Raw genomic sequence first — 21186 nt, 5'->3', positions numbered from 1 at the left:
AAAAGTGCACCATGGATATAGACAAGGGGGATACTTCAAGATGAACAAAAAGGAGAGCGGCTACAGATGGGTCGTATTTGGAACCGTTTTATTTGCTTACTTTTTAATCGTAAGTCAACGAACGGCTCCTGGACTTATCACCGATCAATTAATGAAAGAATTTCATGTTTCAGCTGCCACAATAGGTATTATGAGTGGAATTCAATTTTTAGCGTATGCAGGGCTTCAAATTCCTGTGGGATTGTTAGCAGACCGGTATGGTCCCAACCGACTTCTTATTTTTGGTACACTACTTAATGGAATCGGAAGCCTGACCTACAGTCTTTCCCCCAATGAATATGTGTTAATTTTCTCACGGCTGATTGTAGGAATGGGAGATGCAACGATTTTTGTGAACTTGGTTTTAATTTTAAATCAATGGTTTAAGGCACAGGAATTTGTAAAATTAATGGGGATGATTTCATTAGTGGCGGGATTGGGCTCTTTATCAGCCACTATACCGTTTTCCATGTGGATTTCAATCGCCGGCTGGAGAATACCATTCCTTAGTATTGGAATGATTTTAGCGGGGGTATCCTATCTACTTTATACTGTTTTAGTAGTTAAACCGAAAAAACTATTTATAGATGCTTCTGAAGTGAAAAAAGGTTCTGATCGAAACATGGAAGGTGTCTGGAAAATCCTCCGCCGTGTGTTTTCCACTCGTCAAGCATGGGCAACGTTTCTTTGCCACTTTGGAGTAGTAGGTACCTATGTAGGATTTATCGGTTCGTGGGGAGTACCATACGGGATCCATGTATTTGGGTTAACACGGTCAGAGGCAAGCCAGCTTATTATGTATGGACTTTTTGGAGCCATGATTGGCGGCCCATTAGTTAGCTGGATTACAAGCAGACTAGATTCTATTAAAAAAATATATACTTTGATGCATGTGGTTGTGTTGTTTAGTTGGATTGGGTTGTTTTTATTAGGCGTGAATCCTCCCTTTATGATGGTTGTGATTTTACTTTTTATCATCGGTTTTGGAAATGGAGCAAGCTCGTTAACTTTCAGTGTTGTACGAGGATCATTTCCTGTAAAAGAAGTAGGGGTTGTATCTGGGTTTGCCAATATGGGCGGCTTCTTAAGCGCCGTTTTATTGCCTAGTTTTTTCGGAAATGTACTCGATTTATTCCCTCCACATTCTATCAATGTTGGTTATCATTATGGATTCATTATTCCTGTCTTATTTTCTTTCATAGGATTGATAGGTGTTAGTTTAATAAAAGAAGCAAAAAAAGAGGCAAAATCCGTTTTGAGTGTTTCTTAATATCAGCAATTTACCTCATACATTTAGATTGATAGCTGCGGTTATCAATCTTTTATATTTTACACGAACTTTACAATTGGTAGCTTGATAGGTATAAATACTTTCTCATACCACTGTCTTCCCTTGCCCTTACTAACTTAAAACGAGCAATCATTCTTTAAAGATACAGTAAGGTTAATGAGAAGGTTGGCTTTCATAGCCCACTCGAAACACGACATCAACAACATCTGTTGAGTCGGTTAATAACATAGATGTGAATGGATTAGGCAAAGATTTGATACAAATGGGATAACGGTTCCTTATTAATTTGTTGCATAATTTGGATATAAAGACCAAAAAAATGAAATTTTTAATGTTCATTTTAAATTTTATTTTTTTAAGGCAAATCAAAAGGAGTTGGTGAACAATGATTGAAAAACAATATAAAATTATAGCGAGTACTGGATTCGCCCGTCCAGCAAATTTGATCGTAAGTGTTGCCGATAAATTTACATCAAACCTATGTCTTGAATTTCAAGGGACTACTGTTGAACTAAATTACACGGTTGAGTCCATAATGGATATTATGTCCTTGAGAATTATTCCAGGTGCTCCATTTCAAATCAGGGCTGAAGGAATTGACGAGCAACAGGCATTGGAATCTATAGAAGAGCATTTGAGAAATAGGAGATTCATTCATTGAGATAAATAGGCAAAAACTTGATACGAATAGGATAACGGTTTCTTTTTCATTTGATGCATAATAAGGAGTACATAGATCACACCAATACTGTCTAATAAATGAAAGTGAGGAATCATCAAATGGAATATATGAAACTTGGAAATACTGGATTGGACGTTTCTAGGCTCTGTCTAGGCTGTATGAGCTTTGGTGAAGCGGAGAAATGGATTCATCAGTGGGTACTGAATGAGGAGCAGAGTCGCCCTATTATTAAAAAAGCGCTTGATCTTGGCCTCAATTTTTTTGATACGGCAAATGTGTATTCAATGGGAACAAGTGAGGAAATTCTTGGACGAGCTCTAAAGGATTATGCCAATCGTGATGAAATTGTCCTCGCAACAAAGGTACATGGACGTATGCATGAAGGGCCAAATGGTGCCGGTCTTTCAAGAAAAGCTATCATGAGCGAAATTGATAAGAGCCTTAAGAGATTGGGAACTGATTATGTCGATCTTTTTATTATCCACCGCTGGGATTACCATACCCCACTTGAAGAAACGATGGAAGCATTACATGATGTGGTAAAAGCGGGGAAGGCCAGGTATATTGGTGCTTCCGCGATGTACGCATGGCAATTCCAAAAGGCTTTACATGTAGCAGAAAAAAATGGATGGACTCGCTTTGTGTCAATGCAAAATCACTTAAATCTTATTTACCGTGAAGAGGAGCGGGAAATGTTACCTCTTTGTAAGGAAGAAGGAATCGGAGTGACTCCATATAGCCCGCTTGCTTCAGGAAGATTGACACGTGATTGGTCGGAAACAACGCATCGATCTGAAACGGATCAAATTCAAAAATCAAAATACGATGCCACTGCAGATGCCGATCGATTGGTCGTGGAGCGGGTAGCTGCTATGGCAGAAAAATATGGTGTTCCGCGGATTCATATTGCCCTTGCATGGTTGCTACAGAAAGAACCGGTACCCGCTCCTATTATCGGTGCTACTAAAATATCTCATCTTGAAGATGCTGTAGGGGCGCTATCGGTTAAGCTCACCACTGAAGAAATTGCTTTCTTAGAAGAACCGTATGTTCCGCACCCAATAGTGGGTCATAATTAATTGTAGTGTTTGCTACATGTTCTGTAAGAGAAACAATTTAGTTCTAACGGAAAAGTGTCTTTCAACGAGGCGATGAAAGACAAATCGGGTGAGGTTCACCGAAAAAGTGTCTTTCATCCAGATGATTAAAGACAATGTACAATCATTCTAATGCGCAAGCGTCCTTCATTATGGAGGACAAACAATATTTAAAAATAGAACTAAAATCAAAAGCAACGAAATGAGGAAAGAACATTCAATATTCTTCCTATTTCGTTGCTTTTTTCAACCGAAAAAATTCCACTTGATTTACTTAAAAGGTAGAATATTCTATTCTGCCGAGATAATCAGTAGAGCTATCCATTAACGCTTTGATCAGATCCCATTCTCAGGCGCTTAATATCTTCTCTGGGAGGAAAACCAAACATGCGCGAATATTCACGACTGAATTGCGAAGGGCTTTCATAGCCTACCCGGAATGCAACATCGGTTGCGTCTGTAGAATCGGATAACAATAGACGGCGGGCTTCTTGCAGTCTCAGTTGTTTTTGGAACTGTATGGGGCTCATTGCGGTTACCTCTTTAAAGTGCCGATGAAGTGTAGATTCACTCATATTGGCTATTTCCGCTAGCTCCTCAATGCGAATCGACTTTTCATAGTTTTTCATGATGTAATCGATCACGTCTCTTACTTGATTGGTCGAACTTCCTGCGATTGCCGTTTGTTTGAGCACACTTCCATGATGACCCTGTAGAACCCTATAGAGAATTTCTTTCGTAAATAGAGGAGCAAGTACTGGAATATCCTGTGGTTTGTCTAACAAACTAGCTAGTCTAATTACTGCATCCAGCAATGGTGCCTCAATCCGGCTGACAAACATCCCTCGTTTAGCATTTTCCTTAGGACCAGCCTGAATGATGGATTCCCTTAAAACTTCTAAAATTTGATCGGGAGTAAATTCAAGTTTGAGAGCTAAATAAGGAACATCCGAAGAGGCTTCCATGATTTGTCCTGTAACCGGCAAATCAACGGATGTAACAAGGTAATCCGAAGGACCGTACCTAAACCGCTCCTGCCCCAGCAAATTCTCTTTCGCCCCTTGAACGACAATGCATAAGGAAGGTTTATACACTTTGTGTCTTGGTCCGATATCATTCGATTGACGAATGAAAAATAGTGACGGAATAGTGGTCACATGAACACCATCACTTCCAATATGACGATCCATGAGTTTCGCGAGTTCATTCTGCTTCTTAAAAATTGGCTCCGACATATGTTCCTCCTCAAATCCTCCATCTGTTTGTTCCATTATAATGCACATTTCTTTCAAACGTAAATGACTGCGAGAGGAATAGGCAATCTTTTAGGAGGATTAGGATAACGGTAGGGTTATGACTTGATGCATAATAAGAGAGTAGTTTAAACGTTAACAATTAAATGACAACCATATAATAGAAAGGAAGTTGTTTTATGCAAAAACGTCAATTAGGACAAAGCGGCTTAGAAGTTTCGGTTATCGGACTTGGTTGTATGGGAATGAGTCATGGGTATGGTCCGGCATCAGATAAGAAGGAAATGATAGCGCTCATCCATAAGGCCATTGACCGAGGTGTTACTTTTTTTGACACCGCCGAAGTATATGGTCCGTACGTGAACGAGGAGCTAGTTGGTGAAGCCCTCGCTCCATTTAGGGATAAGGTAGTCATTGCTGCTAAATTTGGTATTCAAATGGCAAATGGAAAGCAGGTACTTGACAGTAAGCCGGAACGAATTCGTCAATCAGTGGAAGGGTCGCTCAAACGACTTAACATTGAAACCATTGATTTATACTATCAGCATCGTGTGGATCCGAATGTGCCGATCGAGGAAGTGGCGGGTGTGATCCTAGACCTAATCAAGGAAGGAAAAATCAAGCATTGGGGACTTTCTGAAGCAGGCGTGGCAACCATTCGCCGTGCACACGCGGTCCAGCCGCTTACGGCTATTCAAAGTGAATACTCGATGATGTGGAGAAAACCGGAAGAAGAACTGCTTCCTACACTTGATGAGCTAGGAATCGGCTTCGTTCCGTTCAGTCCGTTGGGAAAGGGCTTCCTTACCGGAAAAATTGATAAGAATGCCACATTTGTTAGCACCGACTTCCGTAGCATTGTTCCACGATTCACACTAGAAAATATTGAAGCTAATCAGATTTTGGTCGAATTAATAAAGAAGATTGCGGTAGGGAAAGATGCAACACCAGCTCAAATCGCATTAGCTTGGGTACTTGCCCAGAAACCTTGGATTGTTCCGATTCCTGGTACACGTAGATTGGAGCGACTGGAAGAAAATCTTGGCGCAGTGAGAGTTGAACTAACACACGTTGAACTACGTGATTTGAACGAAGCACTTTCAAAGATTGAGATTTCAGGGGATCGTTATCCAGCAGAATATGCAAATCGAGTGGGGAAATAATGGTCTATTTTTTAAATACAACATCTTGAGAATCTTTTTTGACTTAGATTTATAGATAATGAACAATTTTGGCTAATTTATTTAATAATGAACAAATAGTGGTGAGTTAAGCATTGTAAGAATCTTTGTTGTGTTTATAATATAGGTATAGAATTAATTAAAGCGGATTCAGGATTGTTACTGTTGTACACAGGCAAAACCTAATTGGATTGTTACTTGTCATCAGGCAAAACCTAAATCGCTAAAATAGTAGACTTGTTAAGTCTTCTATTTTAGTGATTTAGGTTTTTATTTATAAAAAATAGAATGATTAAAGGGAGAACAGCGGAGATGAAACTGATTGCACTTGATTTAGACGGAACAACATTAAACTCTAAAAAAGAAATTAGTGAAGAAACCTTACAAGCGATTAAAAAGGCTCAACAAGAAGGACATATTGTGATGGCATTATCTGGACGTTCAGAAAAATCCATTAATGGACAGCTAACTAAGTACGGATTAAACTGTCCTGTAGGGGCGAGTAACGGAACTGCATTGTATGCGGATGGAAAACTTTTGGAGCTAACCTCTTTATCCCTATCTCAAACTAAAAAAATAGCATTAGAGATCGAAAAAGAATCTGTACCATTTAATATGGCTACTAACAAAGGTCATTTTGCTCCGAGAAATTGGGATCAACGTTTACAAGATGTTCTTTCATCAGGACGTGTCCCTGAAGAATATTATGAGAATCAATATTTCAAAATGTTCACCACTTCTCCTCTTGTTCATGGACACTCGCTTTTTAATCAAATTGAAGAAATCATTGATAATAGCGAATATTTGATCCAAAAATTCTTGATTGTGGGATTAGACCCTGAACAAAAAACACGGTTGCAAACGAAGTTGGAAGCGGTTGAAGAAATCACGATTGCCTCATCTTCTCCATTTAATCTAGGAGTGACGCATATCAATGGACATAAAGGAACCGGGCTAAAAATAATGGCAGACTATTTTAATATTCCAATAGAAGATACCGTAGCAATTGGTGATGAGAGAAACGACATTCCCATGCTGAAAGCAGCAGGATTATCGATTGCAATGGGAAATGCCGAAGAAGAAGTGAAACAGCATAGTGATATCGTTACGTTAAGCAATGATGAACATGGAGTGGCTTATGCGATTGAAAAATACATTTTAACAGAGAAATAGAGGTGTATTTACATTTTAACAATATGCACCAAGGGGGGGACTAAGCGTTGCTTATACGATTAAAAAATTTGTTTGCGATTAAAGGGTATAGTTTATTTGTCCTTTGTTTGCTACTGGTCGGGATCGGCATTTCGATTACAATGCCTTACTTATCCTTATATTCGACCGAAGAATTAGGAATGAGTACGGGGGCATTTGGCGTGTTCATGGCGGTGAGTTCCTTAAGCGGTGTTGTGGTGAACTCGTTCATTGCGAAACGTTCGGACAACGGACTGGATCGGAAATGGATTATCATTGTCGCCATGCTTTCTTCGGCTTTGGGATATGGTTCGTATTTAGTTTTTCATAATTTCTATATTTTGCTTATAGTTGTAACGATTTTTAATGGGTTGGGTGCTGCGGCCATGCCGCAAATTTATGCCTCCGCACAGGAATCAGCTAATGAAAGCAAAACAGATGATAAGACTTTTGCGATGTCTACCTTGCGTTCACTTGTATCTCTTGGATTCTTAATAGGACCATTAGGTGGTACAATTATTTTAGGAGCATTTGGATATAAGGGACTGTTTCTAGGTACATCAGCGATTTTTCTTATCATTGCATCACTTGTATTCCTGTTTCTGCAAAACCGCAAAATGGTTCAAAGCAATAATAGGAAAAGACAAGGTGCCGATATTTCATTATTTAAAACCAGGCAGATCCGGCAGCCGTTTAATGCCTTTATTTTTCTGTTTGCAGTGAATGCTATTAACGCGATTAATACTCCTTTGTTTATTGTAAAGGTGCTTCATGGTACCCATACTGATGTGGGATTGGTCGTTAGTATTTGTGCTGGTTTAGAAATCCCTATTATGCTTGCGCTAGGTGGAATGGGCAAAAAAATATCAAACCATGCCTTGATGATGATTGGCTGCGTTATCGGTGTTATCTATTTTACCGTGTTAAGTGTATCGACCGATTCCTGGCAGATAATCGCTGCACAGCTTCTGCAGGCCATCTATGTTGCGATTGTCATGGGTAATGGACTCAGCTATTTCACGGAGCTTCTGCCGAACTCACCGGGGATGTCTGCCACCATTTATTCCAATGGGTCCACACTTGGAAGATTAGTTGGTAATCTCGGCGGTGGCATTATAGCTCAGTTTATCGGGTTTCGTTATGTTAACTGGGTATGTCTGGTCCTTGTGACATTATCATTCGTTATCCTATGGCGATCAAGACCACAGGAGGAAATGGAAGTGACTACAGGACAGACGAGGTCAGTGTAGTAAAACAGGGAAAATAAGCAATATCTGATAAGTAGTCCATATTGGGCTGCTTTTTTTTTGAGAATCGTAGAGATTTTTACTAATCATTAGATTAATATGTTAAAATTTAACAATTGGGGGGTGCTAAATGGGAGAGGACCAAAAACCATTTAATGATGTTATAGACCATTTTAATAAAGTAGAAGGCAACGCTTCAAATCTTGGAAAAGCTAGTTTAAAAAAATTTCCAAGAAGATTAAAGTACTTTGGGTTTTTTATAGTAGTTTTCTTTTCTATTACTATAATATTAATGATAATATTAAATTTATTAAACTGAAATTCAATAAAAATTAGCCATATATACAAGAGGCATACAATTTTGTATATATGGCTTAAAATGATTTTTTAGTTAAAAGTAGAATTTTTTCTTTGTGAAATTTGAAGTTCAGATTTAACCGTATCCGCTGAATGACTGTGACCGGGACCGAAGAGGTTTATTATGACTACTCCAGTAATTATCAATAGAATCCCAATAACACTACCAATGGTTATTTTTTCTTTCCATATCAACACCGAGATTAAAACGGTCGCTACTGTACCTAACCCAGACCAAATAGCATAGGCCATGTTTAGGGGAATGGTTTTAAGTGATAAGGATAAAAAGAAAAAGGAAAAAGCAAAACTTGTTATAACCCCTAGTATAGGAAATAGTTTCGTAAAACCATCAGATGCTTTAACCATTGATGTACCAACAAGTTCACCCATAATAGAAAACAACAAATACATATAGGCCATTAGTTTTTTTCCTCCTTTGTCCACGAAACAAGCTGATTAAAAATACGTTCTTTAAGCTCGTTATCTAATGGGGCTAAGCCAAATATTTCTGCAAACCATAAACCGTCTGCAGCAAGGCGAGCAATTGTAGCAAGCACGGGATCTGTCTTATCGTTTTCAATGTTTTTCTGCCAATTGACATATTGCGTTTTAAGCTTTTCTAGCAATTCTGGATTCGTAAAGGCAGCTGCTAATAAGCCAGAACTCATTTTCAACCCGTCATCAAGTTCTGTAAAAGTAGCCTCCACATAAGCCCTGCTCCATTTCCCATTTGGGTAATTGTCAACGTTTACTTTTTCCTGAATCTCATTCGCATAATTATTTGTAAGCTCATCAATCATCCCACTGATTAAGGCTTCTTTATTAGGAAAATGATAAAGCAGTCCACCTTTACTGACACCAGCATTCTTAGCTACCGCTTCTAAGGTTAGCTGAGCCACACCTTCATTTTTGACAATGTTAGACGCAGCATCTAATAATAGACGTCGTTTATTACTACTCACAAACCTCAACTCCTCCTAATCATCTTATTTTTACTATACCGTCCAGACGGTATTTTATCAATTCTTTAATTAATGTACTCAACAGACAAAATGATTGTGGCTCGTTCGAAAGTGAACAAGGAAATGGAAGGGAAGACCTGTTCCAACCATGTTTAGAACCCTTTAGGTTATAAAACAGGGGAAGTGACACAACTCTCGTTCTCAAGGAAGAATGAGATTAGGGATCCCCAAGTTTTTGGTTCTTATCTTTCTTGGTTTCGTAAAAAGGAAAAGGACTTTTATAGGGATGTATGAATGAAGAAGGATGGTTTGAATGGACAAGGACAAGTGTGGCTTGAGAATGTTGATTCTGCACCAGTGTTTTTACAAAAGGACTGTCCGTATGGCAGCCTCATTCGGACAAGGATTGTTCCAATAAGAGCAGGAGCTGTCCGAATCCGGGTCTTATTCGGACAAGAACTGTTTCAAAAGAGTAGGAGCTGTCCGAATCCACCCTCTATTCGGACAAGGAAAGCCCAAAAGTTCAGAGGATTGTCCGAATCTCCCGGTCATTCGGACAAGGACCGTTCCAAAAGATTCGAAGCTGTCCGAATCCCAGTCTCATTCGGACAAAGAAGACCCAAAAGAGGAGAGGACTGTCCGAACCACCCTCCATTCGGATAAGAAAAGCCCAAAAGAGCAGAGGAGTGTCCGAATCTCCTCGTCATTCGGACAAGAACCGTTTCAAAAGAACCGGAGCTGTCCAAAACAACACTCCATTCGGACAAGAAAAGCCCAAAAGAGCAGTGGGGGTGTCCGAATCTCCTCGTCATTCGGACAAGAACCGTTCCAAAAGATTCGAAGCTGTCCGAATCCACCCTCTATTCGGACAAGGAAAGCCCAAAAGTTCAGAGGATTGTCCGAATCTCTCTCCGCCATTAAGACAAGGAAAGCCCAAAAGAGCAGAGGGGTGTCCGAATCTCCTCGTCATTCGGACAAGAACCGTTCCAAAAGAACCGGAGCTGTCCGAAACCACCCTCTATTCGGACAAGGAAAGCCTAAAAGTTCAGAGGATTGTCCGAATCTCCCCGTCATTCGGACAAGGACCGTTCCAAAAGATTCAGAGCTGTCCGAAACCCACCCTCATCAATACAATCCAACATCATCAAACTATTTATACCGATCCAACCTATCAAAAAATTGGATAAGAAACTGATAGAAATTCCTCTCCGATGGAGCAATTTCTCTATGTTTCGGAATAATAATCCCTACCGATCGCGTTGCCTTTGGAGCTTCAATAGCGACCTTAACTGTAAATCGGGGTATCGAGTCATAGAACGTGCTCTCAGGCAACAGGCTAACGCCGATACCCGCAGACACAAGCCCTTTTAAAGCATCCATATCCTCCCCCTCAGACGCAATATTCGGTTCAAATCCAGCCTCACGACAGGCTCCTACCGCAATCCCACGGAGAACATACCCTTTTGGAAATAAGACAAAAGGATCATTCCGCAAATCACCTAAAGACAAACTTTTTCGATCCGCCAAGGGGTGATGACTAGGAAGCAAAGCAACGATATTTTCCATAAAGAGTATCTTAGATTGTAAATCTGGATCCTTCATTGGGACAGGACCGAGAAAAGCTAAATCAATTTCACCATTCTTAACAGCATCAATTAAGTAGGCATACGATCCTTGACGTAAATGAAAGTTCACATTGGGTACATCTTTTCTAAAAGCCGAAATCACATTTGGTAACCAATATCGGGCAAGACTTGTAGGATAACCAATTTTAATCGTTCCTGCTTGTGGGTCGAGATATTCGTCAACTTTTTCCTTGGCTTCATCAATTGTTTTCATAGCACTTATTACATATTGTAAAAAAATATGACCGATCTGGGTCACCTTAATGTTTCTTCCGACTCGCTCTAATAGTTTAACTCCTAGTTCTTCCTCTAGCTTGGTAATTTGATAGCTGACAGCCGATTGTGCCACATTCAGATTTTCAGCTGCCTCTGTCACATGCTGGCGTTCCGCGACTTCAATGAAATAACGTAATTGTCGAAGCTCCAATTTAACTCTCCTTCTATTCATATAAAAATTAGATTAATTTCATATAAATTATATATTGTTTATATTATTAAGAAAACCTAAAATATTTATATACAATATTTCGACAATAATCAACAGGGAGAGATTTACTATGACATATCATCAACTACCTAAAGCACAAGGTCTCTACCGTCCTGAATTCGAACATGATGCATGTGGAATCGGCTTATATGCACACATAAAAGGAAATGCCACACATGATATTGTGGCAAAAGGACTGAAAATGCTTTGTCAATTAGACCATCGCGGCGGGCAGGGGAGTGACCCTCTAACAGGTGATGGTGCGGGACTTATGGTTCAAATACCAGATCTATTTTTCCGTCAAGAATGTTCAGAAATGAACTTGCCTGAACAAGGGAAATACGGAGTGGGGATGCTGTTTTTCTCAAAAGATGATGCAGAACGAGAAAAAATTGAGACGCACATCAATCAATTGGTTGAACAAGAGGGGCAAACGGTACTTGGCTGGAGAACTGTTCCTGTCAATGCTGAAAACATCGGGGTAACGGCACAGGAAAGCTGTCCTGTTATTCGCCAGTTGTTTGTTGGAAACAACGAAACTAGTACGGATGCATTAGCGTTTGAACGAAAATTATACGTGATTCGGAAACAAGCAGAAAAATGGGCAAAGGAATCTGAGTTCAGATTCTATTTTGCGAGTCTTTCAAGCAAGACGATTGTTTACAAAGGATTGCTAACACCTGAACAAGTGGATCAATTCTATTTGGATTTACAAGATGAGAATTTCATCTCTGCGTTTGCTTTAGTACACTCACGCTTTAGTACAAATACATTCCCAAGCTGGGAAAGAGCTCATCCAAACCGTTATTTGATTCACAACGGTGAAATCAATACCCTTCAAGGAAATATTCACTGGATGAAAGCTCGTGAATCACAATTCGTATCAGAAGCGTTTGGAAACGACTTGGATAAAGTGTTGCCAATCCTAGATACAGATGGTAGTGATTCCTCGATTTTAGACAATGCGCTTGAATTTTTAGTGCTAGCAGGTCGTAAACCAGCGCACGCAGCGATGATGCTTGTTCCTGAGCCATGGTCTGAGAATCCTCATATGACACAGGAAAAACGAGCTTTTTATGAATATCACAGTTCATTAATGGAGCCATGGGATGGACCATCAGCGATTTCTTTTACAGATGGGAAACAAATCGGCGCGATTTTGGATCGGAACGGTCTTCGTCCGGCCCGTTATTATGTTACAGAAGATGACTATATTATCTTTTCATCTGAGGTTGGCGTTATCGATGTAGAACCGGAAAAGGTGTTATACAAAGAGCGTCTTCAACCAGGAAAAATGCTATTGATTGATTTAGAAGAAGGACGTATTATTTCCGACGAAGAAATTAAGTCTGAAATGGCACAAGCACAGCCTTATCAACAATGGTTGGATGAGCAGCTTGTTCGATTGGAAGGGAATGTAGAGACTGAAGGAGAAATTCCAGCAGATTTACTAACTCTTGAAAAGGCCTTTGGATATACGTATGAGGATGTTCAAAAATATATCCTTCCAGTTGTAACAGAAGGCAAGGATCCACTTGGAGCAATGGGAAATGATATGCCTCTTGCGGTATTGTCAGATCGTCCACAGAACTTGTTTAACTACTTTAAGCAATTATTTGCCCAAGTAACCAATCCACCGATTGATTCGATTCGTGAAGCAATTGTGACGTCAACTGTTTCCTATTTAGGAGCAGAAGGGAATTTACTTCATCCTTCAGCAGAAAATTGCCGTCGGATTCAGTTGGAAACACCTGTTCTTACTAATAGCCAGCTTGCTGAATTAAAGAAGAACCAAGCATTTAAAAACAAAGTGATTGATATCTTGTTTACGGACAATTTAGAAAACAGCTTGAATGAAATGTTCCGTCAAGCAAATGAAGCCATTGCAGAAGGCGCGAGCTTGATTATCCTTTCTGACCGTCATATTAACGAAAATGATGTAGCTATTCCATCGTTATTGGCTGTTAGCGCTCTTCATCAGCACATGATTCGTGAAGGATTAAGAACGAAAGCTAGCATCGTTATTGAAACAGGGGAAGCAAGAGAAGTACATCACTTCGCTGTGCTGCTAGGATATGGTGTAGATGCTATTAACCCTTATCTAGTATTCAATATTTACCAGAATGCTATTGAAGAAGGTACCTTACCTTACACTTATCAAGAAGCGGTAGAAAAATATGTTTATGGGATGACCGAAGGTGTTGTTAAGGTCATGTCTAAAATGGGTATTTCAACGGTGCAAAGTTATCGTGGAGCACAAATTTTTGAAGCAGTTGGAATTGGTTCTGATGTAATCGATCGTTATTTCACAGGAACAGTATCCCAGCTTGGCGGTATTGGATTAGACACCATTGCCAAAGAAGCAAAGCTGCGCCATGCAGAAGCTTATTCAGCATCAACTGACAAGACCTTAGAATCTGGCAGTAACTTCCAATGGAGGCATGATGGTGAACACCATGCGTTTAATCCAGGAACCATTCATACGCTGCAATGGGCTTGCCGTAACGGTGATTATGATTTATTTAAAAAATACTCGAACCTTGCGAACGAAGAAAGACTTGGTTTCTTACGTAACTTATTCTCCTTTAATGGTTCAAGCCAAGCTGTGCCAATTGAAGAAGTAGAATCAGTGGATTCCATTGTCCAACGCTTTAAAACAGGCGCGATGTCCTTTGGATCTATCTCTAAAGAAGCACACGAAACATTAGCGATTGCCATGAACCGTTTAGGTGGAAAAAGTAACTCGGGTGAAGGCGGGGAAGATCCAAGCCGCTTTGTTTTAGATGAAAATGGCGACAACAGAGGAAGTAAGATTAAACAGATTGCTTCTGGTCGTTTTGGTGTCAAGAGTCATTATCTTGTCAATGCTGAAGAGTTGCAAATTAAAATGGCACAGGGTGCTAAGCCAGGTGAAGGTGGTCAGTTAATGGGTAAGAAGGTTTATCCATGGGTTGCCGACGTACGTGGAGCTACACCTGGTGTTAGCTTAATTTCACCTCCGCCACACCATGACATTTATTCTATCGAGGATTTAGCACAGCTGATCCATGATTTAAAAAATGCCAATCGTGATGCTCGTATTAGCGTAAAGCTTGTTTCCAAGGGCGGCGTTGGAACGATTGCTGCTGGTGTAGCGAAAGCCGTAGCTGATGTTATTGTTATCAGCGGTTACGATGGCGGTACTGGTGCATCGCCAAAAACAAGTATTCAGCACGCTGGATTACCTTGGGAGCTTGGATTAGCAGAAGCACACCAAACGTTAATGTTGAATGGTCTACGTGACCGTGTGGTACTTGAAACAGACGGTAAATTAATGACAGGTAAAGATGTTGTGATGGCAGCGTTACTTGGCGCAGAGGAATTTGGCTTTGCCACTGCACCACTTGTTGTTTTAGGCTGTGTCATGATGCGTGTTTGTCACTTGGATACATGTCCGGTTGGTATCGCGACTCAAAACCCTGAGCTTCGTAAAAAGTTCACAGGTGAAGCTGATTATATCGTTAACTTTATGCGCTTTGTTGCACAGGAAGTACGTGAATTAATGGCTGAGCTTGGTTTTAGAACGGTTGAGGAAATGGTCGGCCGCACAGATGTATTAACGGTAAGTGAGCGTGCAAAATCGCACTGGAAGGCTCAAAGCTTAGACTTAACAGCTTTACTTCACAAGCCTGACGGAGCGCGCACGTTTAAACGTCCGCAAAATCACAGAATCAATGAAACTCTTGATCTTACAAAAATTCTACCTACTGTTCAATCGGCTATCGAGCAGGGAACACCAGTGGATGCTAGCTTCCTAATTACCAACGTTAACCGCGTTGCAGGTACGATTGTCGGAAGTGAAATTTCTAAACGCTACGGTGAAGAAGGTCTTCCAGAAGATACGATTACTTTAAGATTTAACGGTTCTGCCGGTCAAAGCTTTGGAGCTTTTGTGCCAAAGGGAATGACCCTTGAACTAACTGGTGATGCGAACGATTATGTTGGTAAAGGTTTATCTGGTGGAAAAATTATTGTCAAAGCGGATGAACATACGAAGATTGCTTCAGGCGAAAATGTCATCGCAGGTAATGTTGCCTTTATCGGTGCAACTAGCGGGGAAGCTTATATTAATGGCCGTGCCGGAGAACGTTTTGCCGTTCGTAACAGTGGTGTAAACGTCGTTGTTGAAGGTATTGGCGACCATGGCTGTGAGTATATGACAGGTGGACGTGTGGTTGTTTTAGGTGATGTTGGTAAGAACTTCGGTGCGGGAATGTCCGGCGGAATTGCCTACGTACTAACTGAAGACAAGGATGCATTTAAGCATTTATGTAATCAAGAATTGATTGAATTTGAATCAGTCTCAAATCCTGCCGATCAGGATGAGTTAAAACAGTTAATCGAAAACCATTATGCGTTTACGGAAAGTGTAAAGGCAAGCTGTGTTCTAGAGGACTGGGAAGAGTGTGTCAGAAAATTTGTCAAAGTCATTCCGAAGGATTATAAGCGGATGATCCAATTGATCGAGGAGCAAAAATTAGCAGGCTTATCAGAAGAAGAAGCCGTTATGAGCGCCTTTTTAGCGAATTCCGGAGCAAAACAAAAAACATCTAAACAGCAGGAAGCTGCAATCCGCTAAGAAAGGGGAGAGGGAAAATGGGAAAAGCAACAGGATTTATGGAATATGCTCGTGAAAAAGCTGCAGAAAGAGATCCTTTAACACGTCTAAACGACTGGAAAGAGCATAAAATTCCTTTTTCTGATGAAAAATTAAGCATACAGGGGGCGCGGTGCATGGACTGCGCCACTCCCTTCTGCCATATCGGTATGGAGATTCAAGGAGCAACATCAGGCTGTCCAATTCACAATCTAATTCCAGAGTGGAATGATTTAGTTTATCGCGGTCGTTGGAAAGAAGCATTGGATCGTTTAATGAAAACAAATAATTTCCCTGAGTTTACAGGGAGAGTTTGTCCGGCTCCGTGTGAAGGGTCTTGTACGGTGGCGATTTCCGACCCAGCTGTAACTATCAAGAACATTGAACAAGCGATTATCGATAAAGGCTTTGAAAATGGATGGATTACACCTCGGATTCCAGCATCACGGACTGGAAAGAAAGTAGCGATTATTGGTTCTGGTCCTGCCGGATTGGCTGCCGCTGATCAGCTTAACCAAGCAGGTCACTCAGTGACTGTTTTTGAACGTGCAGATCGTCCAGGCGGATTACTCATGTATGGAATTCCAAACATGAAGCTTGAAAAAGAAGTTGTTGAACGTCGTGTACGTTTATTGACACAAGAAGGCATCGACTTCGTTACAAATACAGAAGTCGGTAAAGATATTACTGCTGAACAACTTCAAGCACAATTCGATGCTGTCATCCTTTGTACGGGTGCGCAAAAACAGCGTGATTTAGTGATTGAAGGTCGCGAGGCAAAGGGTATTCATTTTGCGATGGATTATCTAACACTATCGACAAAAAGTCTTCTAGATTCCAATTTTGAAGATGGTCAGTTTATCAATGTAGAAGGCAAAGACGTCATCGTTATTGGCGGTGGGGACACCGGTGCTGACTGTGTGGCAACTGCCCTACGTCAAAATTGCAACAGTGTGGTTCAGTTTGGTAAGCATCCACAACTTCCTTCTGAACGGACTTCTGAAAACCTATGGCCAGCTTATCCAAACGTTTTTACGATGGATTATGCTTATAAGGAAGCCGAAGCGAAATTTGGGGAAGATCCTCGTCAATATTCGATTCAAACGAAGAAAATCGTTGCTGATGAGAATGGCAACCTGAAAGAGCTTCACACCATCCAAATGGAGAAACTGAAGGATGAAAATGGTCGTTATTATTTCAAAGAAATCCCAGGCACTGAAAAAGTATGGCCAGCTCAGTTTGTGTTTATCGCGATTGGATTTGAAGGAACAGAACAGCCACTATTAAAGCAATTTGGTGTGAGAGCTGTTAACCAAAAGGTTCAAGCTAGATACGGTGAATTCAAAACCAATGTTGAGGGTGTGTTCGCTGCCGGTGATGCCAGAAGAGGGCAGAGCCTTATCGTTTGGGCAATCAATGAGGGTCGTGAAGTCGCAGAAGCAGTAGACAAATATTTAATGGTATAAAACTGTTTAATAGGTTATGAGTATAGGCATAGGCATCATCCATATTTGGATGATGCCTTTGTTTATATTGTACACTACTAGTTAAAGTGCTGGTTTTTCTTGAAGAAAGTGTGTAATTAAAGCTTACAATGATGTAGGAAATAGTCATGTTGAACTATAATAGACATACCATACAATGTTTGCATTCGCCAAAATGAAAGTCCCCATTTAATATAATTAGATTATAAAATTAATGTTACTATTTTATTAATTTAGAACTTTTTTCCATTATTTTTGATAGAATAAAGTTGGCTCGTTTTTTCTTTTAATTAGGGTCTGCGTATTGATTTTTCTTTTAAGGGAGGCATTTTTGAATGAATTACAAGAAAAACTATTCACACAAGTTATTCTCCATTTTAGCCGCAACAGCCATTGCCACATCTGCAACAGCTCCTGCAGCATTTGCAAGTACTAACGAAATGAATAATTCGGCTGCAACGATACATAAAAAAGAAGAAAAAAAGAATAAAAACTTTGATTTAACCATCATGCATACGAACGATACTCATGCACATTTAGATAATATTGCTAGACGTATTACTACCATTAAGCAAGTACGTGAGGACAATTCGAATTCACTTTTATTGGATGCAGGTGATGTATTTACAGGTACACTTTATTTCAATGAATATGAAGGTTTGGCAGATTTAGAGTTTATGAACCTAATAGGTTATGACGCTATGACGTTTGGTAACCATGAATTTGATAAGGGAACGGCGACTTTAGCTAATTTCATTAAAGGTGCTAAATTCCCATTTGTCAGTGCGAATGTTAATTTCCAACAGGATGCTAACGTAAAAAATTACTTCAATAATAGAATTGAAAAGCATCCTAAAGATGGACAAATTTATAATGGTATTATTAAAGAAGTGAATGGAGAGAAAATTGGAATTTTTGGGCTTACGACTGCTGAAACAAAAGATATTTCCAGCCCTGGACCTGATGTTGAATTTGAAAATTATCTAGAAGAAGCGAAACAAGCAGTCAAGGAATTTAAGAAAAAAGGTGTTAATAAAATCATTGCCTTAACTCATATCGGATACAATGACGGAGGCGGTGATAACGACCTTACTTTAGCGAAAGATGTAGAGGGAATTGATGTCATCGTTGGAGGTCATTCTCATGATAAATTAGACCAACCAGTTATAGTAAATGCTGGGGAGGAACCGACAGTCATTGTCCAGGCGAACGAGTACAGTAAATATTTGGGGACATTAGATGTTGAATTTGATAAAAAAGGGAAAGTCGTGAGCTCTTCCGGAAAACTCATTGATCTTGATCAAAAAGTCAATAACGCTTATGTGATTCCGGATGATCCTGAGTCCGCCCAGATCTTAGAAACGAAATACAAACCAAGTGTAGTGGAAATGCAGCAAACAGTGGTTGGGAAAACGACTGTAGACTTAATTGGAGGGAATCCTCCTGCACGAACAGGGGAAACCAACCTTGGAGACTTATTTACTGATGGTATGCTGGCAAAAGCGAAAACCATTAACCCTGATACAGTTATAGCCTTTCAAAATGGAGGTGGAATTCGAACTTCTGTTTCTGCTGAAGATATTACGTTAGCAAAGGTTTTTGAAATTATGCCCTTCGGAAATACACTTGGCATTATGAAACTAACGGGAGCAGAAATTAAAGAAGCTCTTGAATTTAGTGTAAAGGATGCGCCGAGTGCTTTTGGGGGGTTCCTTCAAGTATCAGGTTTAAAATTTACTTTTGACAGCAGAAAACCAGCTGGCCAAAGAGTACAATCCATCGACGTGAAAGAAGATGGTGTTCACTATACTGCTCTAGAACCAAATAAAACATACGTTGTGGCTACAAACACCTTTACGGCAAAAGGCGGTGATGGCTACACCGTGTTTGCGAAGGCTTATAGCGAAGGTCGTGTCAGTGAACCAGGATTTGTAGATTGGGAAATATTCACAGATTATTTAACAACACAAGAAGGTAAAACTGTTCATTCAAGTGTTGAAGGCAGGATTATTAATTTAGCCAATTAGACGCCTTCAAATTCAAGAATATATAATGAAGAAATAAGGTGCTGGACCAAAGAGAAGTTGGTCTTGCACCTTTTTTGAGTCCTTTAATATCCTTCAGGTGATTTCTTCGACCATTCATTCCCATTCATACTTTTTCTTAAAAAACAGAAAATAGATTCTGTAAGTAAATTAATTTCAAGGGGAGAACAAAATGACAGTTGCCACTCAAGTAAACCAAACCGTAGCTGGATTAAAAAGCGCTCAGGCTAGTTTAGAATCGTTTGCTCTGCAAACAGATAATAAGCAAGCCAAACAGTTGTACCAAAATGCAGCACAGCAAACACAATCAATTATTGACAGCTTAGAGCCGCGTATTCAGCAAATTCAAAAAGAAGAACCACAATACAATCAATAAGTTTTTGGGAGGGTTGGCCCAAGGCCGACCCTCTTTAAAGCTTTAACCTTTCCTTTCTTTACTAAAAAATACCCAAAGGCAGGAAGAAAAAAATGACTGTTTACTCAAGTGTCCAACAATGCTTAGTCACGATTAAGGGAATTGAAACTCAACTTTCTAACTTCGCTTTAAATTCTCAGGATGAAAAAGCTCAACAAACATTTCACGAAGCGATGTTAATGGTAGAAGAAGTCAAACAAGATTTACAAAAACGAATAACAGAAATGGAATTAATGGAACCTCAATATAAACCATCTTAAATTCGAGGTGATTAACATGCCAGATTGGCTAGATGTTGGCTTACGATCTCTTTTGTTTATTGCCATATTATTTTTAATGACCAAGCTGTTAGGTTCCAAACAAATTTCTCAGCTTTCTTTTTTCGAATATATTTCCGGTATTACAATAGGTAGTGTGGCTGCTGAGGTAATAACAGGTGTGGATGGAAATATTCTTCACGGAATTGTTGTATTAATTGTCTTTGGTGGGATTACCTATGCGGTTGACGTTATCTCTTTGAAAAGCAAAAAATTTAGAGATATCGCTGAAGGAAAATCATCGATATTTATTAAAGATGGAAAGGTGATGGAAGATAGTTTAAAAAAGGAACATTACACCATTGATGATTTAAATTCCTTACTAAGGAAAAAGAATGTGTTTAAAGTGGCTGACGTAGAGTTTGCTGTTTTAGAACCAAATGGAGACTTAAACGTTCTCTTGAAAAAAGAAAACCAGCCTATCACGCCAAAGGATTTACATTTAAAGGTTGCTAATGAAAAAGTTCCACAGACCGTTATTATGGATGGAAAAATATTAGATCGTTCCCTTACAGATGCACAAAAGAACAGGGAATGGCTGGATGTTGAATTAAAAAAACTTGGTGTCATGCTTGATAATGTTTTTTTGGCACAAGTCGATTCTTATGGACAATTAACCGTGGATGTATACGATGACAAAATCAATGTTCCATCTCCTCAACAAAAACCGTTATTAATGACTATGATTAAAAAGAGTCAAGCAGACCTTGAATCCTTTGCTACCCAAACGGAGGCGGAGGATGCCAAACAAATGTATTTGAAAAATTCCAAAAAGTTAAAAGAAGTAATTAATCTCTTAACTCCGTATTTAAATGGTTAATTAGAAACTAAAATGACTAATAGAAGAAGCAGGAAGGGAAATAAGGAAATAAGGAAA

The 21186-nt window shown here is 39.7% G+C and carries 19 protein-coding genes; 15 read left to right on the top strand and 4 right to left on the bottom strand.

Annotated elements, in window-relative coordinates:
• The first annotated feature begins 40 nt into the window (after positions 1 to 40).
• The 3 genes from JOC76_RS13730 (at position 41) to JOC76_RS13720 (ending at position 3091) form a co-directional block, all read left to right on the top strand.
• Positions 41 to 1309 carry an MFS transporter gene (locus JOC76_RS13730; RefSeq protein WP_205178406.1) on the top strand — a complete coding sequence of 423 codons (1269 nt, stop codon included), beginning with the start codon at positions 41 to 43 and terminating at the stop codon, positions 1307 to 1309.
• A 406-nt stretch (positions 1310 to 1715) separates the two neighbouring features.
• Positions 1716 to 1991, top strand: coding sequence for an HPr family phosphocarrier protein (locus JOC76_RS13725; RefSeq protein ID WP_205178403.1), 276 nt, complete (start codon positions 1716 to 1718; stop codon positions 1989 to 1991).
• A 119-nt stretch (positions 1992 to 2110) separates the two neighbouring features.
• Positions 2111 to 3091 (top strand): aldo/keto reductase, encoded by a 981-nt coding sequence (locus JOC76_RS13720; protein WP_205178401.1) that lies wholly within the window; start codon positions 2111 to 2113, stop codon positions 3089 to 3091.
• Positions 3092 to 3426: 335 nt separating this feature from the next.
• Here the strand turns inward: JOC76_RS13720 and JOC76_RS13715 are convergent, their stop codons facing one another.
• Positions 3427 to 4344 (bottom strand): AraC family transcriptional regulator, encoded by a 918-nt coding sequence (locus JOC76_RS13715; protein WP_205178400.1) that lies wholly within the window; start codon positions 4342 to 4344, stop codon positions 3427 to 3429.
• A 197-nt stretch (positions 4345 to 4541) separates the two neighbouring features.
• Between JOC76_RS13715 and JOC76_RS13710 the strand changes: the two genes are divergently transcribed.
• From JOC76_RS13710 to JOC76_RS13695, 4 genes are all read left to right on the top strand, one after another.
• Positions 4542 to 5525, top strand: a complete 984-nt coding sequence (locus JOC76_RS13710) for an aldo/keto reductase (protein ID WP_205178399.1) — start codon at positions 4542 to 4544, stop codon at positions 5523 to 5525.
• Between the two features lie 330 nt (positions 5526 to 5855).
• A complete protein-coding gene (locus tag JOC76_RS13705) occupies positions 5856 to 6716 on the top strand; it encodes a Cof-type HAD-IIB family hydrolase (RefSeq protein WP_205178398.1) in 861 nt (286 codons plus the stop codon).
• Positions 6717 to 6763: 47 nt separating this feature from the next.
• Entirely contained in the window at positions 6764 to 7984 is a 1221-nt protein-coding gene (locus JOC76_RS13700) for a sugar efflux transporter (protein WP_205178397.1), read from the top strand.
• A 127-nt stretch (positions 7985 to 8111) separates the two neighbouring features.
• On the top strand, positions 8112 to 8300 hold the full coding sequence (locus JOC76_RS13695) for a hypothetical protein (protein WP_205178396.1): 189 nt from the start codon (positions 8112 to 8114) through the stop codon (positions 8298 to 8300).
• Positions 8301 to 8368: 68 nt separating this feature from the next.
• On the opposite strand, the gene JOC76_RS13690 is transcribed toward JOC76_RS13695, so the two are convergent.
• Both JOC76_RS13690 and JOC76_RS13685 read right to left on the bottom strand, forming a co-directional pair.
• Complete coding sequence (locus tag JOC76_RS13690) at positions 8369 to 8758, bottom strand: DMT family transporter (RefSeq protein ID WP_205178395.1); 390 nt, start codon at positions 8756 to 8758, stop codon at positions 8369 to 8371.
• Entirely contained in the window at positions 8758 to 9300 is a 543-nt protein-coding gene (locus JOC76_RS13685; protein WP_205178392.1) for a TetR/AcrR family transcriptional regulator, read from the bottom strand. Before JOC76_RS13685 ends, JOC76_RS13690 begins: the two co-directional genes overlap by 1 nt.
• Positions 9301 to 9594: 294 nt before the next feature.
• Between JOC76_RS13685 and JOC76_RS13680 the strand changes: the two genes are divergently transcribed.
• Positions 9595 to 9963, top strand: a complete 369-nt coding sequence (locus tag JOC76_RS13680) for a hypothetical protein (protein WP_205178390.1) — start codon at positions 9595 to 9597, stop codon at positions 9961 to 9963.
• Positions 9964 to 9986: 23 nt separating this feature from the next.
• Entirely contained in the window at positions 9987 to 10487 is a 501-nt protein-coding gene (locus JOC76_RS13675; RefSeq protein WP_205178388.1) for a hypothetical protein, read from the top strand.
• On the opposite strand, the gene gltC is transcribed toward JOC76_RS13675, so the two are convergent.
• The gene (gene gltC, locus JOC76_RS13670; protein WP_205178386.1) at positions 10450 to 11352 is read right to left on the bottom strand and encodes a glutamate biosynthesis transcriptional regulator GltC; all 903 of its coding nucleotides are present in this window, start codon (positions 11350 to 11352) and stop codon (positions 10450 to 10452) included. The genes JOC76_RS13675 and gltC overlap by 38 nt on opposite strands.
• A 130-nt stretch (positions 11353 to 11482) precedes the next feature.
• Between gltC and gltB the strand changes: the two genes are divergently transcribed.
• The 6 genes from gltB to JOC76_RS13640 all read left to right on the top strand — a co-directional run bounded on the left by gltB (position 11483) and on the right by JOC76_RS13640 (position 21129).
• Positions 11483 to 16030, top strand: coding sequence for a glutamate synthase large subunit (gene gltB, locus JOC76_RS13665; RefSeq protein ID WP_205178384.1), 4548 nt, complete (start codon positions 11483 to 11485; stop codon positions 16028 to 16030).
• Between the two features lie 17 nt (positions 16031 to 16047).
• Entirely contained in the window at positions 16048 to 17514 is a 1467-nt protein-coding gene (gene gltD, locus JOC76_RS13660; RefSeq protein ID WP_205178381.1) for a glutamate synthase small subunit, read from the top strand.
• 353 nt (positions 17515 to 17867) lie between these two features.
• Positions 17868 to 19559, top strand: a complete 1692-nt coding sequence (locus tag JOC76_RS13655; RefSeq protein WP_205178380.1) for a bifunctional metallophosphatase/5'-nucleotidase — start codon at positions 17868 to 17870, stop codon at positions 19557 to 19559.
• A gap of 190 nt (positions 19560 to 19749) precedes the next feature.
• Entirely contained in the window at positions 19750 to 19953 is a 204-nt protein-coding gene (locus JOC76_RS13650; protein ID WP_205178379.1) for a DUF1657 domain-containing protein, read from the top strand.
• Between the two features lie 92 nt (positions 19954 to 20045).
• A complete protein-coding gene (locus JOC76_RS13645) occupies positions 20046 to 20252 on the top strand; it encodes a DUF1657 domain-containing protein (RefSeq protein WP_205178378.1) in 207 nt (68 codons plus the stop codon).
• A gap of 16 nt (positions 20253 to 20268) precedes the next feature.
• On the top strand, positions 20269 to 21129 hold the full coding sequence (locus JOC76_RS13640) for a DUF421 domain-containing protein (protein ID WP_205178377.1): 861 nt from the start codon (positions 20269 to 20271) through the stop codon (positions 21127 to 21129).
• The last annotated feature ends 57 nt before the right edge of the window (positions 21130 to 21186 follow it).

The organism is Neobacillus cucumis, assembly GCF_016908975.1.
Classification (GTDB): domain Bacteria; phylum Bacillota; class Bacilli; order Bacillales; family Cytobacillaceae; genus Neobacillus; species Neobacillus cucumis.
This window is presented reverse-complemented; position numbering and strand designations above follow the sequence as displayed.

Excerpts from the sequence above, each read along its gene's own strand:
- JOC76_RS13715 (WP_205178400.1), bottom strand. The coding sequence starts at position 4,344 with ATGTCGGAGCCAATTTTTAAGAAGCAGAATGAACTCGCGAAACTCATG.
- JOC76_RS13680 (WP_205178390.1), top strand. The coding sequence starts at position 9,595 with ATGAAGAAGGATGGTTTGAATGGACAAGGACAAGTGTGGCTTGAGAAT.
- gltD (WP_205178381.1), top strand. The coding sequence starts at position 16,048 with ATGGGAAAAGCAACAGGATTTATGGAATATGCTCGTGAAAAAGCTGCA.
- JOC76_RS13710 (WP_205178399.1), top strand. The coding sequence starts at position 4,542 with ATGCAAAAACGTCAATTAGGACAAAGCGGCTTAGAAGTTTCGGTTATC.
- JOC76_RS13690 (WP_205178395.1), bottom strand. The coding sequence starts at position 8,758 with ATGGCCTATATGTATTTGTTGTTTTCTATTATGGGTGAACTTGTTGGT.
- JOC76_RS13695 (WP_205178396.1), top strand. The coding sequence starts at position 8,112 with ATGGGAGAGGACCAAAAACCATTTAATGATGTTATAGACCATTTTAAT.
- JOC76_RS13725 (WP_205178403.1), top strand. The coding sequence starts at position 1,716 with ATGATTGAAAAACAATATAAAATTATAGCGAGTACTGGATTCGCCCGT.
- JOC76_RS13645 (WP_205178378.1), top strand. The coding sequence starts at position 20,046 with ATGACTGTTTACTCAAGTGTCCAACAATGCTTAGTCACGATTAAGGGA.
- JOC76_RS13650 (WP_205178379.1), top strand. The coding sequence starts at position 19,750 with ATGACAGTTGCCACTCAAGTAAACCAAACCGTAGCTGGATTAAAAAGC.
- JOC76_RS13730 (WP_205178406.1), top strand. The coding sequence starts at position 41 with ATGAACAAAAAGGAGAGCGGCTACAGATGGGTCGTATTTGGAACCGTT.
- JOC76_RS13640 (WP_205178377.1), top strand. The coding sequence starts at position 20,269 with ATGCCAGATTGGCTAGATGTTGGCTTACGATCTCTTTTGTTTATTGCC.
- JOC76_RS13705 (WP_205178398.1), top strand. The coding sequence starts at position 5,856 with ATGAAACTGATTGCACTTGATTTAGACGGAACAACATTAAACTCTAAA.
- gltB (WP_205178384.1), top strand. The coding sequence starts at position 11,483 with ATGACATATCATCAACTACCTAAAGCACAAGGTCTCTACCGTCCTGAA.
- JOC76_RS13720 (WP_205178401.1), top strand. The coding sequence starts at position 2,111 with ATGGAATATATGAAACTTGGAAATACTGGATTGGACGTTTCTAGGCTC.
- JOC76_RS13655 (WP_205178380.1), top strand. The coding sequence starts at position 17,868 with ATGAATTACAAGAAAAACTATTCACACAAGTTATTCTCCATTTTAGCC.